The following is a 13,109-nucleotide window of genomic DNA, read 5'->3' as shown; positions in this document are numbered from 1 at the left end:
ACTGCCGCATCGTTTCTCAAAAGACACCCTGCCGCAGCGGTTTCTTTCCCTGGCGGCGAAAGGTTCCCTCCGGCGGCATCTCCCTCTATAAGCCGCCTTCGTCATCCCGGCATCAAGGATCAGCCGTGTTTCGCTTCTTCCGCTCGACGGAGAACCAACGCCTCGTCGCAAGGTTGCTCCGGGAATCGTTCCGGCAACACAGGGCCGGCTATGCCGCCGCCATCCTGTCGATGCTCGTGGTGGCCGGCATGACGGCCGCCAGTGCCTGGATCCTGCGCGAAATCACCAATGAATTCGTGATCGATAAACGGGTCGACCGCGTCAATGTGATCGCCATGGGGGTCGCCGGGATCTTCATCGTCAAGGGCATCGCCAATTTCGTCCAGGCCTACTTCATGAGCCGCGTCGGCAACGCCATCATCGCCGAACGGCAGCGCAAGATCTATGATCGCATCCTGGCGCAAGGCATCGAATTCTATCATTCGACCTCGTCATCCGACCTGATCACCCGCATGACCAACAATGCCCAGGCGGCGCGCAACGTGCTCGACCTCATCGTCACTTCCTATGTGCGCGATCTGGTGACCCTGACTGCCCTGATTGGGGTCATGATCTGGCAGCAGCCGGCGCTGTCGCTGATCTGCTTCGTCGTCGGTCCGCTGGCCATCTATGGCGTCAACCGCATCCTGAAGCGCGTGCGCAAGTTCGCCGCCATGGAGTTCCGGTCGGTCGGCCAGATCGTGCAGGTGATGCAGGAAACCGCGATCGGCGTGCGCGTGGTCAAATCCTTCAGCCTCGAAGGGCTGATGCGCAAACGCATGTACAGAGCGGTGGCGGACGTCGAGGATCGGGCCAACAACATCGCCGCGCTGGAAGCCGTGACCAATCCAGTCATGGAAACGCTGGCCGGCCTGGCGATCGCCGGCGCCGTCATGGTCAGCGGCTTGCTGGTCCTGCAGGGCGGCCAGATGCCCGGCAACATCATGGCCTTCATCGCCGCGCTGCTGCTTGCCTATGAGCCGGCAAAGCGCCTCGCGCGTGTCCGCATCTCCCTGGAAAGCGGCATTGTCGGCGTGCGGATGATGTTCGAACTCGCCGACCAGCCGCTGACATTAGCCGAGAAGCCGGATGCAAAGCCGCTTCGGGCCGGCCCGGGCGAGATCCGGTTCGACGCCGTCGGCTTCGCCTACCAGAATGGCCCGCCAGTGCTGGACCGGTTCGACCTGACCCTTGCGGCCGGCAAGATGACGGCGCTGGTCGGCCCCTCCGGCGGCGGCAAGTCGACGATCCTGAACCTCATCTTGCGCATGTACGACCCGAAGAGCGGCAGGGTGCTGCTTGACGGCCAGGATATTTCCCATGCCACGCTCGCCTCGCTCAGGGAAAAGATCGCCTATGTCAGCCAGGACACGTTCCTGTTTGCCGGCACGATCATGCACAACATCCGGCTTGGGCGCGAGGACGCGACCGACGACGAGGTGATCGCCGCGGCCAGGGCCGCCAACGCGCATGACTTCATCGTCGCGCAAGCGAATGGCTACGAGACGGATGTCGGTGAGAATGGCGGCCTCTTGTCGGGCGGCCAACGCCAGCGCATCTCGATCGCGCGCGCCATGCTGCGCAATGCCGAAATCCTGCTGCTGGACGAGGCAACCAGTGCGCTTGACGGCGAGTCGGAAGCGCTGTTTCGCGACGCGCTGCAACAGCTGACGGAAGGGCGCACAACGATCGTCATCGCGCACCGCCTCTCGACCGTCCACCAGGCCGACACGATCGTGGTGCTGGAAGCCGGCAAGGTGGTGGAAAGCGGGCCGCACAAGATGCTGCTCAGGCAAGGCGGGCTTTACCAGAAGCTGTATGAATATCAGCTGATGCCGTGACCCCGCGGCAAAGCCGTCTGTCAGCTTTGGATCCGGCGGGAAGAGCTGCCTCGGCCTTACTCCGGCACGTGCCTCACTGCCCCCTTGTCGGCGCTGGTGGCGAAGGCGGCGTAGGCGCGCAGCGCGGTCGTCACCTTGCGCTTGCGCTTTTCCTGCGGCTTCCAGGCGTCCGCGCCCTTGGCCTCCATCGCCGCCCGGCGCGCATCGAGTTCCGCGTCGTCGACGGCAAGGCGAATGGTGCGGTTCGGAATATCGATCTCGATCGTATCGCCCTCTTGCACCAGCCCGATCAGCCCGCCTTCCGCCGCTTCCGGCGAAGCATGGCCGATCGACAGGCCCGAGGTGCCGCCGGAGAAGCGCCCATCGGTGACCAGCGCGCAGGCCTTGCCGAGGCCTTTCGACTTCAGATAACTGGTCGGATAGAGCATCTCCTGCATGCCGGGGCCGCCGCGCGGACCCTCATAGCGGATGACGACGACGTCGCCAGCCTTGATCTCATTGGCAAGGATCGCCTTGACCGAAGCGTCCTGGCTTTCGAAGACGCGAGCCGGTCCGGTGAATTTCAGGATCGACTCGTCGACGCCGGCTGTCTTCACGATACAGCCATCGAGCGCCAGATTGCCTTTCAGCACGGCAAGCCCGCCGTCTTTCGAGAACGGCGTCTCGGCTGAGCGAATAACACCCTTCTCACGATCGAGATCGAGATCGTCCCAGCGGCGGTCCTGGCTGAAGGCGACCTGCGTCGGCACGCCGCCGGGCGCGGCGAGAAAGAAGTCGCGCACATTCTGGCTGGTGGTGCGAGATATATCCCAATGGTCGAGCGCTTCGCCGAGGCTCGCCGTATGCACGGTAGGCAGGTCGCGATTGAGCAACCCGGCATTGTCGAGCTGGCCAAGGATCGCCATGATGCCGCCGGCCCGATGGACGTCTTCCATGTGCACGTCGGATTTGGCCGGCGCCACCTTGCACAGGACCGGCACCCGCCGCGACAGCCGATCGATGTCTTCCATGGTGAAATCGACCTCACCCTCATGCGCGGCTGCCAGAATGTGCAGCACGGTATTGGTCGAGCCGCCCATGGCGATATCGAGCGTCATGGCGTTCTCGAAGGCGCCCTTGGAGGCAATGCTGCGCGGCAATGCACTCTCGTCATCCTGCTCGTAGTAGCGCTGGGCGAGATCGACGATGAGATGGCCGGCCTCGACGAACAGGCGCTTGCGGTCTGCATGCGTGGCCAGCGTCGAGCCGTTGCCGGGCAGCGACAGGCCCAGCGCCTCGGTCAGGCAGTTCATGGAATTGGCGGTGAACATGCCCGAACAGGAACCGCAGGTCGGGCAGGCCGAGCGCTCGATGACCTTGACGTCCTCGTCGGAGATCTTGTCGTCGGCGGCCGCAACCATGGCATCGACGAGGTCGAGCGCCTGCGTCTTGCCGGCCAGCACCACCTTGCCGGCTTCCATCGGGCCGCCGGAGACGAAGACGGTCGGGATATTGAGGCGCAATGAGGCCATCAGCATGCCGGGCGTGATCTTGTCGCAATTGGAGATGCAGACCATGGCGTCGGCACAGTGCGCATTGACCATGTATTCGACGGAATCGGCGATCAGCTCGCGCGACGGCAGCGAATAGAGCATGCCGTCATGGCCCATGGCGATGCCGTCATCGACGGCGATGGTGTTGAATTCCTTGGCGACACCGCCGGCCTTCTCGATCTCGCGCGCGACGAGCTGGCCAAGGTCCTTCAGATGGACATGGCCCGGCACGAACTGGGTGAAGGAGTTGACCACCGCGATGATCGGCTTGCCGAAATCGCTGTCCTTCATGCCAGTGGCGCGCCACAGGCCGCGGGCGCCGGCCATGTTGCGGCCATGGGTGGTGGTGCGGGAGCGATAGGCGGGCATGAATTTTCCCTAGCTGGCTGGCTGCGCTCGACGGGAGCGTTTTGATCGCAGGCGTTATAGACGCGCAAGTATGATCTGGCCACATTTTTGCAATGCGCCACGAAATCCGCCGGTGCGGTTGACGGCCTGCGCGCCTCACTGTATAGCTTGTTGGCTATATACCTAAATGGCTATGGAAATCGTATGAACCGCCTTGATGCCACATTTGCCGCGCTTGCCGATCCGACGCGGCGTGCCATCCTTACGCGGCTCATTGAAGGGGAGGCGTCGGTTATGGAGTTGGCCGAGCCTTTCGCCATGAGCCAGCCGTCGATTTCCAAACACCTCAAGGTGCTGGAGAACGCCGGGTTGATCTCGCGCGGGAGAGACGCGCAGCGCCGGCCTTGCCGGCTGGAAGCAAAACCGCTCGCCGAGGCCAATGACTGGCTGGAGCGCTACCGCAAGATCTGGGAAGGCAATTTCCAGCGCCTCGACGCCTTGCTGGGTGCCATGCAGGCCAAGAAGGCGGCGAGCGACGCGGAGCAATAGCCAAAGTCCGGCGTGTCGTCCCAGCAGAAAAAATCGAAAGCCATGTCGGATCGCCAGTTGGCCGAACGTCCTTGGACAAACAGCGGAGTACCATCATGAGCACCACAACATTGCCCGGCTCGACCGTCGCAAAATTGACCGTGACCACGCCCAGCGACCGGGAAATCCAGATCACCCGGATCTTCGACGCACCCCGCCCGATGGTGTTCGACTGCTGGACCATACCGGACCTGTTGAAGGGCTGGCTCCATGGCCCCGACGGCTGGCGGCTCGCGGTCTGCGAAATCGATCTCCGGGTTGGCGGCGCGACGCGCTATGTCTGGCAGCATCGGGACGGCCGCACGATTGGCATGAGCGGCGCCTACCGCGAGATCGTGCGCCCGAGCCGGCTCGTCGCCACCGAACTGTTCGACGAGGACTGGACCGGCGGCGAGACGATCGGGACGGTTGTTTTCACGGAGCAAAACGGAACCACGCTACTGAGGCAGACAGTGCTCTACGCGTCGCAGGCGGCCCGCGATGGCGCACTCGGCACCGGCATGACCCGCGGCATGGCCGAAAGCTATGCCCAGCTTGATGCCTATCTTGTCTCGTTGCAGGGAGCCGCCAAGGGCGCTGCCTGACCTTCTTCACCGTGGCTTCTTCACCGGTGGCCTTCTTCACCCCAAGAGAGAAATGAGGAGAATGAGAATGCAAAAGATCACCACCTTCCTGTGGTTCGACGACCAGGCCGAAGAGGCCATGAACCACTACGTCTCCATCTTCAAGAATTCGAAGGTGCTAAGCGTCACGCGCTGGCCGCAGGGCCATGCTTCGGAGGGCAAGGTGCTGGTGGCATCGTTCGAGCTCGACGGCGTGCAGTTCCAGGCGCTCAATGGCGGCCCGCAATACAAGTTCACCGAGGCCATGTCGCTGTCGATCGACTGCAAGACGCAGGACGAGGTCGACCATTTCTGGAACAAACTCACCGAAGGCGGCGGTGAGCCCGGCCGATGCAGCTGGCTGAAGGACAAGTTCGGCGTCTCCTGGCAGGTCGTGCCGGAGCAGTTGCCGCGACTGCTTCAAGACCCTGACAGAGCCAAGGCCGGCCGGGTGATGTCGGCGATGATGCAGATGGGCAAGATCGATATCGCTGCGATCGAAGCGGCGGCCAAGGGGTGATCACAAGTGAGTAGTGAGTAGTGAGTAGGTTCGGCTTGTCTCCCATCGGTGCTACTCACTAGCAACTACTCACTAGATTCACGCCGCCTTATCGCGCACCTGATAATCCTTGATCGTGGCGAAGCGGATCGCCTTCCAGCGTTCGGCTTCGTAGTTCAGCGAGAAGGCGTGCTGGGCGAGGAAGACCGGGTCGTTGTCGAGGTCGCGGGCTATGTCGCCGCGATGCGCCTCGATGAAGCGAAGCACCTCGGCCTTGTCGTCGGCCGATATCCAGCGGCAGACCGAAAAGCGCGACATCTCGAATTCGACCGGCAGCGTGTATTCGAAGTTCAGCCGCTCTTTCAGCACATCGAGTTGGAGGGCGCCGACGACACCGACGATGGCGGGTGAGCCGTCCTCGGGCGAAAACAACTGGACGACGCCTTCCTCGGCCATCTGGTGCAGCGCTTCCTTGAGTTTTTTTGCTTTCATCGCGTCGCCGAGACGGACGCGACGCAGGATTTCCGGGGCGAAATTCGGCACGCCCCGGAACAGGATTTCCTCGCCTTCGGTCAATGTGTCGCCGATGCGCAGCGTGCCGTGGTTAGGAATGCCGACGACATCGCCGGCAAAGGCTTCATCGGCGGTGACGCGGGTGCGGGCGAAGAAGAATTGCGGGGCCGAGAGTGACATCGGCTTGCCGGTGCGCACCAGCTTGGCCTTCATGCCTCGCTCGAGCTTGCCCGAGCAGACGCGCACGAAGGCGATGCGGTCGCGGTGATTGGGATCCATGTTGGCCTGGATCTTGAAGACGAAGGAAGTCATTTTCTCCTCGGTCGCCTCGATAGTCCGGGTGTCGGCCTCCTGCGCGCGCGGCGGCGGCCCAAAGGCGCCAAGCGCCTCGATCAAGTCTCGCACGCCATAATTGCGCAGCGCCGAGCCGAAATAGACCGGCGTCAAATGGCCCTCGCGAAAGGCGTCGATGTCGAGCGGACGGCAGGCTTCTCGCGCGAGCTCGAGTTCCTCGATGAAGGCCTCGCGCTCGTTTTCCGGCAGCAGGCCGGCAACGCGGTTGGAATCGGGACCGTTGACCGGTGTGCGTTCCTTCTCGTCGTCGCCCTTGCGCACGGCGTTCAGCGCCAGGTGATAGGTACCGGAGAAGGTCTTGCCGCGGCCGATCGGCCAGGTGATGGGCGCGGTGTCCAGCGCCAGCTTCTGCTCGATTTCGTCCAAAATCTCGAACGGATCGCGGCTTTCACGGTCCATCTTGTTGACGAAGGTGATGATCGGGATGTCGCGCAGCCGGCAGACCTCGAACAATTTCAGCGTGCGCGGCTCGATGCCCTTGGCGGCGTCGATGACCATGACCGCCGAGTCGACCGCCGACAGCGTGCGATAGGTATCGTCGGCGAAATCCTCGTGGCCCGGTGTGTCGAGCAGGTTGAAGACGTTGTCCTCATATTCGAAGGTCATCACCGAGGTGACGACCGAAATGCCGCGCTCGCGCTCGATCTTCATCCAGTCGGACCGTGTCTGGATGCGGTCCTTCTTGGCCTTCACCTCGCCGGCAAGCTGGATGGCGCCGCCGAACAAAAGCAGCTTTTCGGTCAGCGTCGTCTTGCCGGCGTCAGGGTGGGCGATGATCGCGAAAGTGCGGCGGCGCGCCACTTCCTCTGGGATAGTTTCGGGCATTCTCTTGGGATTTCCGTGTGACAGGCCGGGCTTCTAGCAGCGCAGCGGCGGGCTGTCGACCGGTCCGGCGGCGTGAATGCCGCCGGTTGCGGGGCTTGTTTCAGGCCGGCTCGTTCAAGCGGCCTGCCTGAACGACCCCCGGAAGCGATCGGCAATGGCGCTGCCGTCGGCATGATCCTCCTCGCTGGCGAACGCCTCCTTGGAGGTAAAATGGTTAGTGAAGAGCCGGGCCGGGCATCCGCGGGCGGCAACGATGTCGCGCACGCCGGCCGCAGCGTAGCGTGAGTCCCAAAGGGTCCGGAAACCAGCATCAAGGAGTTTTTTGCACTGCCAATGTTGGCAACGGGCCGCCGGAATGGCACTGGGATGAACCGTCCCCCGATCACGAGGCAAAAGGAGCGACCATGACCGCGAAACAAGTGATCGTCATCGGCGCCGGCATCATCGGCGCTTCCATCGCCTGGCATCTGACCGTTGCGGGCGCGCAGGTGACAGTCATTGCCGAAAGCGAGCGCGGCGGCGTGGCGACCCCAAACTCGTTTGGCTGGATCAACGCAAGCTGGGGCAACCCGGAGCCGTATTTCAGGCTTCGTACCCGCGCCATGGCGGAATGGTCGCGGCTGGCGCGGGACCTGTCCAGCATACCGCTCGCCTGGTGCGGGGGCCTATGCTGGGATCTCTCTGCGGCCGATATGGAAATCTATGCGAAAGAGCATTCGGGCTGGGGCTACGGCATCGAGCGCGTCGACCGGGGCGAGGTGGCGCTCATCGAGCCCAATCTCACCGAGCTTCCCGATTTCGCCCTGCATGTCGCAGAAGAGGGTGTCGCCGAGCCTGTCGCGGCCACCAAGGCACTGCTGGCCGATGCCGAACGGCGCGGCGCGCGAATCCTCTTCAGCACGGTGACGGCGCTTGTCCAAAGCGTCGGCAAGATTACCGGCGTGGACACATCGCATGGACTGTTTGCCGCCGACGAGGTGGTGATCGCGGCCGGCGTGGGTTCACCAGACCTTGCCGCGACCGCTGGCATCAACCTGCCGATCGAGACACCGCCCGGATTGATCGTTCACTCGCGGCCTTACAAGAACCTGCTCAACGGGCTGGTGCTGGCCGAGCGCCTGCACATGCGTCAGACCGCCGAGAGTCGAATCGTCGCCGGCTCGGATTTCGGCGGCGCCGATCCCGGCATGGACGCCGAAGCCACGGCGCGTGAATTGTTCGCGGCCATGAAAGCCATGCTGCGCGACAGCGACGGGCTGGAGTTGGATTTCCACACCGTTGGCTACCGGCCGACACCGATCGACGGCTTTCCAATCATCGGTCGCGCCAAAGGCAAGGAGGGTGTCTATATCGCGGTCATGCATTCCGGCATCACGCTGGCGCCAGCCGTCGGCCTGTTCGCCTCGCGAGAAATTCTTGATGGCAAGCGCGACACGCTGCTGGCACCCTATGGATTGGATCGCTTCGCTCAATAGCCGGGCGGACGTCTAAAGCCGCTGGTCAAGGGCATCATCGCCCTGGCGATGCCGAGCAGCCGCGGCTCCGACCAGCGTTTGCCGACCAATTGCAGGCCGATAGGCAAGCCGTCACTATCTTGCCCGCAGGGCATCGAAAGTGCCGGGTGGCCGCTGTAATTGAACACTGCGCCATGGGCCGGCAGCATCCAGTAGCTCTGTTCCTGGCCGTCAACCTTGATCGGCGTGCCCGGCTCGCAATGTGGAAAGGCCGTGGTCATGGCGACCGGGCAGAGCAGTGCGTCATAGCTGTCGAAAAAATTGTCCCAGGCGAGAATGGATCTGTCGCGGCGGGCGAGTGCCTCGAACCAGCGCGAGACGGGCGTCGGCTCGTCCGGCGGTTCGGGTTGCGCGACCTCCATCATCATGCCGATCAGCCCGCCGCCTTGCGCGAGATCGTCATGCAAATCGAGTTCCGGGAGTTTCGCCTCCTCGACAGCCGCCCCTGCCGATTGCAGCCGCCTTGCGAGATTTTCGACCGCGCTACCAATGTCTCCGGCCACCGGGAAACCGGGAAAGGAGGGGGCAAAAGCGATACGCAACGTCTTGAGGTCGACCTTAGCCATATCCTCGACGGGCACCGGCGCAAGATCGGTGTCGCGACCGTCCGGTCCGGCGATGATCCGATAGATCAAGGCCAGATCCTCCACGCTGCGTGCCAGCGGCCCAAGACAGGACATCAGTCGGACGCTACGCTCAGCGCCGCCCGGATCCGGGAAGGCGCCGGCCAGCGAGATACGACGTTCCGTCGGCTTAAGCCCATAGATGCCGCAAAAGGCGGCTGGCAAGCGGATCGAATCCTGCATGTCGGTGCCGACATCGAACGGCGTCATGCCAGCCACGACCGCCGCTGCCGCACCGCCGCTGGAGCCACCGGCCGTGCGCTCAAGGTTCCAGGGATTGCTGGTGCGGCCGAACAACGGATTGTTCGACTGCCAGTCGGACAGCATCATGGCGACATTGGTCTTGGCCATCAGCACGCCGCCGGCTGCTTTCAGCCTAGCGACGACCGGGCTGTCCTGCCGCGCGACATAATCGGCGAAGGGTGGGAAGCCGACCGTGGTTTTCATGCCAGATGTCTCATGCATGTCCTTCAATGTGAAGGGAACGCCATGCAACGGTCCAAGTGGTTCGCCATGCGCCAGTGCTGTATCGGCCTTTTTGGCGCGTTCGCGCGCGCCTTTCCTGTCGAGCGAGATGACGGCGTTGACCATTCCGTTGTGCGCATCAATCTGCGCGAGATGGGCGTCGAGCGCTTCGACGGCGGAGATCTTGCGGTTTCGAATGGCCGTGGCGAGTTCGGCAACCGAGAGAAATACGAGATCCATGGCGATGCTCCGGCTTGCTGGCCGCCTGCCTCATCAAGATGGCGGATCGCGGCGCGGCTTCAAGTGGAGTTGAGCATCCGCACGCGCTCAATGCTTGATCGGAATTGCGCTGAAGTCTGCGTCTATCCAGGCCGGCACTCCACGCGGCGTTTTCCAGGTGCGCGGAGGTGACGCGTTATCCAACCAGCGCCAGTTTCGCCGCAGTCGGCGCGAATGGGCGAATGCTCGTGCCATCGCTGGTCATGGTGACGAAGCTCGACGGCGGGATCGCCTGCCAGTCGCCGCCCTCGCGATCAAAGGGTTCGGAGACGATGCAGCGGCCGGCCCCTTTGCGGAAATTGGACGTGTAAAGCGTCGGAGCCTGGGCGTCGGTGGCGTAGCGCACCGCATACAGTGCCTGTCCGTCAGAGAAGGCAGCGGTCAGCTTCAGCGCCGGCTCGAGACCGGCACGACGCGAGACTTCCAGCACGCGGCTGGTAGCGCGTGAGACGGCGCCTTGCGGGTCGGACGAAAGACCCTCGTCGATCATGAGCAGAAAAAAGAGTTCGGAATCGGTGGTGCCTTCGCGCTGATCGAAAACGGCGTCGGACAACGAGTTCTCCAGCGCGCGGCGGATTTTTTCGAAACCGCCGATCTGGCCGTTGTGCATGAACGACCAGCGTTCCGAGGTGAACGGATGGCAGTTCATGCGGCTGGTGGCACTGCCGGTCGAGGCCCTGACATGGGCGAGGAACAGGCTGGACTTGATCTGTCGGCACAGGCTTTTCAGATTGGGATCGGACCAGGCCGGCAGGATATCGCGGTAGAGACCGGGTTCAGGCCTCTCGCCATACCAAGCAAGGCCGAAGCCGTCGCCATTGGTGGGCGACTTCGCTTCCTGGGCGCAATGGCTCTGGGCTATCAGCGAGTGACAGGGCGCCGTGAGGATGTCTTCGAGAAAGACCGCTTCACCGAGATAGGCCGCCCACCGGCACATCGCTTCTGTCTTCCTCTAAGCGCGATCCGGAAAAGCAGCGGGCTCGTTGATCGCGTGCGTGCCTCTGTTGTGCGTCCGCTCGTAAAGTTCGCGAATGATTCGGCTGGCGGTAGTCTCGAACAGAAATGGCAAGAAAGCGTGAACAAATGCTGCTCCCGCCGCCATCAGCAGGCGCGAGGAGAACCAGGCGGCGAAGGCCATATGGCTGAAATAGGTTTCGCCCACCTTGGCCGGATGAGAGGTGAAAATCCTTGCGACCGACATGCTGGTTCCCCTTCAGCGCTTTTCGTTTCGATGTGAGTATCCTGACACGCCTCACCGGTTCATTGGTCCCAAAATATCCTTGTATTGTGCTATTCCATGGGACAAATATCCCAATATGAGTTTTGACATCGACGAAATTGATCGAAAACTGCTCGCCGAATTGCAACGTGACGGTACGCTGTCGGTGGACCAACTGTCGGAGCGGGTCGCCTTGTCGCGCAATGCCTGCTGGCGTCGCGTCAAGCGGCTGGAGGAAGATGGCGTCATCACCGGCCGCGTGGCGTTGGTCGATGCGGAGAAGCTCGGACTCGGCCTTTCGGTGTTCATCCTGATCCGCACATCCAATCACGACCCCGACTGGCTGCAGAAGTTCCGGGCGGCGGTGACCGGTCTTTCCGAGATCATCGGGGTCTACCGGATGTCCGGTGATCTCGACTATGTGCTGCGCGCCCGCGTCGCCGACGTGAAAGCCTATGACCGGCTCTACCAGCGGCTCATCGCCAAGGTGGCTTTATCCGATGTCTCCGCCTCCTTCGTCATGGAGGAGATCAAGGAGACGACGGTGGTTCCCATGGAACTCCGCTAGGCCACAGTGATGCCTGAAAGAAAGCCGTTGATAGCGCCGCGGTCGAGTTGACCGAATCGGCATTCGCGCCGATAGGATCGATTTTATGCGCGCAGCCCTTCAAACACCTTCCGTCATCGGTCCCACCGTCGGCTTCGTCAGGTTGCCGCATGGCGAGGGACTTCCGCTTCCCGACTATGAAAGCGCCGGCGCCGCCGGCATGGATTTGCGCGCGGCGGTGCCCGAAGACCGGCCGCTTCTGATCCTGCCGGGCAAACGCGCCTTGGTGCCGACGGGGCTGATCCTGGAAATTCCCGAAGGCATGGAGGGCCAGGTGCGGCCCCGCTCGGGGCTTGCCTTCAAACACGGCCTTACCGTCCTCAATTCTCCAGGCACGGTCGACAGCGATTATCGCGGCGAGGTGAAGGTGCTGCTGGTCAATCTCGGCGACGAGGATTTCGCGGTGACGCGCGGGATGCGCATTGCCCAGATCGTTTTCGCCGCAGTGACGCAGGTCGCGGTTGAAGAGCGTTCGCTGGCCGGCGGCACGGCGCGTGGCTCGGGCGGATTCGGATCGACCGGCACTGCCTGATGCGTGGCTGTGTTTCAGCACAGTGAACCGTTTGCCGGGTAGACTGATCCAACATGACTGAAACACGGCCGCTGCCAAAGCTCGTCATCTTCGACTGCGACGGGATCCTGGTCGATACCGAGAACCTCGCCAACCGGCGCCTGGCCGAATGGCTGAGCGACGCCGGGTTTCCAACGACGTTCGAATATTGCCGCAAGAGCTTCTCCGGCCGCAGCATGGTCTCGGTGCAGAAGGAGATCGAAGAGACGACCAGCGTCAGGCTCGGCGCCGATTTCGTCGAGCGCTGGAATGCCGGCCTGCCGGATCTGTTCGCTCATGGCGTCGAGGCGATCCCTTATGTCCGGGAGTTCATCGAGGCGCTCCGCGCGGCCGGCATCGCTTATTGCGTCGCCACCTCGGCCAGGATCTCCAAGATGCACATAACGCTTGGCCAGACCGGACTGTTGCCGCTGTTCGAACATGCCATGTTCAGCGCCACCATGGTGTCGCGCGGCAAGCCGTTCCCCGACCTGTTCCTGCATGCGGCCAGAACCATGGGCTTCGCGCCCGCCGAATGCATCGTCATCGAGGACAGTGTCGCCGGCACGCAGGCCGGCATTGCCGCCGGCATGCGCGTGTTCTCCTATCATGGCGACCCCTATTCCGACCGCGATGGCTTGATCCAGGCCGGCGGCATTCTGTTCGACGACATGCGCGAACTCGCCGGGCTGGTGCCGATCCACTGATCCG

General features: G+C 62.9%; 14 protein-coding genes. 8 read left to right on the top strand and 6 right to left on the bottom strand.

Going from position 1 to position 13,109, the window contains the following annotated elements; all coding sequences use genetic code 11:
• The first annotated feature begins 125 nt into the window (after window positions 1-125).
• Window positions 126-1,880, top strand: coding sequence for an ABC transporter ATP-binding protein (locus X742_RS154110; RefSeq protein WP_023772550.1), 1,755 nt, complete (start codon window positions 126-128; stop codon window positions 1,878-1,880).
• Between the two features lie 56 nt (window positions 1,881-1,936).
• Here the strand turns inward: X742_RS154110 and ilvD are convergent, their stop codons facing one another.
• Complete coding sequence (gene ilvD / locus X742_RS154115) at window positions 1,937-3,781, bottom strand: dihydroxy-acid dehydratase (RefSeq protein WP_023772549.1); 1,845 nt, start codon at window positions 3,779-3,781, stop codon at window positions 1,937-1,939.
• Between the two features lie 183 nt (window positions 3,782-3,964).
• On the opposite strand from ilvD, the gene X742_RS154120 reads away from it, so the two are divergent.
• From X742_RS154120 to X742_RS154130, 3 genes are all read left to right on the top strand, one after another.
• Window positions 3,965-4,309 (top strand): metalloregulator ArsR/SmtB family transcription factor, encoded by a 345-nt coding sequence (locus tag X742_RS154120; protein ID WP_023772548.1) that lies wholly within the window; start codon window positions 3,965-3,967, stop codon window positions 4,307-4,309.
• 95 nt (window positions 4,310-4,404) lie between these two features.
• Complete coding sequence (locus tag X742_RS154125) at window positions 4,405-4,932, top strand: SRPBCC family protein (RefSeq protein ID WP_051407638.1); 528 nt, start codon at window positions 4,405-4,407, stop codon at window positions 4,930-4,932.
• A 67-nt stretch (window positions 4,933-4,999) separates the two neighbouring features.
• Entirely contained in the window at window positions 5,000-5,470 is a 471-nt protein-coding gene (locus X742_RS154130) for a VOC family protein (protein ID WP_023772546.1), read from the top strand.
• A gap of 78 nt (window positions 5,471-5,548) precedes the next feature.
• On the opposite strand, the gene X742_RS154135 is transcribed toward X742_RS154130, so the two are convergent.
• On the bottom strand, window positions 5,549-7,141 hold the full coding sequence (locus tag X742_RS154135) for a peptide chain release factor 3 (RefSeq protein ID WP_023772545.1): 1,593 nt from the start codon (window positions 7,139-7,141) through the stop codon (window positions 5,549-5,551).
• 114 nt (window positions 7,142-7,255) lie between these two features.
• Entirely contained in the window at window positions 7,256-7,534 is a 279-nt protein-coding gene (locus X742_RS1000000176535) for a TetR family transcriptional regulator (protein ID WP_280800192.1), read from the bottom strand.
• Window positions 7,535-7,545: 11 nt separating this feature from the next.
• On the opposite strand from X742_RS1000000176535, the gene X742_RS154140 reads away from it, so the two are divergent.
• Complete coding sequence (locus tag X742_RS154140) at window positions 7,546-8,616, top strand: FAD-binding oxidoreductase (RefSeq protein WP_023772543.1); 1,071 nt, start codon at window positions 7,546-7,548, stop codon at window positions 8,614-8,616.
• Here the strand turns inward: X742_RS154140 and X742_RS154145 are convergent.
• From X742_RS154145 to X742_RS154155, 3 genes are all read right to left on the bottom strand, one after another.
• The gene (locus X742_RS154145; protein WP_023772542.1) at window positions 8,610-9,983 is read right to left on the bottom strand and encodes an amidase; all 1,374 of its coding nucleotides are present in this window, start codon (window positions 9,981-9,983) and stop codon (window positions 8,610-8,612) included. The two genes, X742_RS154140 and X742_RS154145, sit on opposite strands and share 7 nt — an antisense overlap.
• Before the next feature lie 175 nt (window positions 9,984-10,158).
• Entirely contained in the window at window positions 10,159-10,959 is an 801-nt protein-coding gene (locus tag X742_RS154150; protein WP_023772541.1) for a class II glutamine amidotransferase, read from the bottom strand.
• A gap of 15 nt (window positions 10,960-10,974) precedes the next feature.
• Window positions 10,975-11,223: a DUF6356 family protein gene (locus tag X742_RS154155; protein ID WP_023772540.1), complete on the bottom strand. Its 249-nt coding sequence runs from the start codon at window positions 11,221-11,223 to the stop codon at window positions 10,975-10,977.
• A 115-nt stretch (window positions 11,224-11,338) separates the two neighbouring features.
• On the opposite strand from X742_RS154155, the gene X742_RS154160 reads away from it, so the two are divergent.
• From X742_RS154160 to X742_RS154170, 3 genes are all read left to right on the top strand, one after another.
• Window positions 11,339-11,809, top strand: a complete 471-nt coding sequence (locus X742_RS154160) for an Lrp/AsnC family transcriptional regulator (protein WP_023772539.1) — start codon at window positions 11,339-11,341, stop codon at window positions 11,807-11,809.
• 85 nt (window positions 11,810-11,894) lie between these two features.
• Window positions 11,895-12,380, top strand: a complete 486-nt coding sequence (dut, locus tag X742_RS154165) for a dUTP diphosphatase (protein WP_023772538.1) — start codon at window positions 11,895-11,897, stop codon at window positions 12,378-12,380.
• 53 nt (window positions 12,381-12,433) lie between these two features.
• A complete protein-coding gene (locus X742_RS154170; RefSeq protein ID WP_031247965.1) occupies window positions 12,434-13,105 on the top strand; it encodes an HAD family phosphatase in 672 nt (223 codons plus the stop codon).
• The last annotated feature ends 4 nt before the right edge of the window (window positions 13,106-13,109 follow it).

It is taken from the genome of Mesorhizobium sp. LNHC229A00, from assembly GCF_000502415.1.
GTDB lineage: Bacteria > Pseudomonadota > Alphaproteobacteria > Rhizobiales > Rhizobiaceae > Mesorhizobium.
The sequence above is the reverse complement of the archived record's forward strand: the minus strand, read 5'-3'. Positions and strand labels throughout refer to the sequence as shown.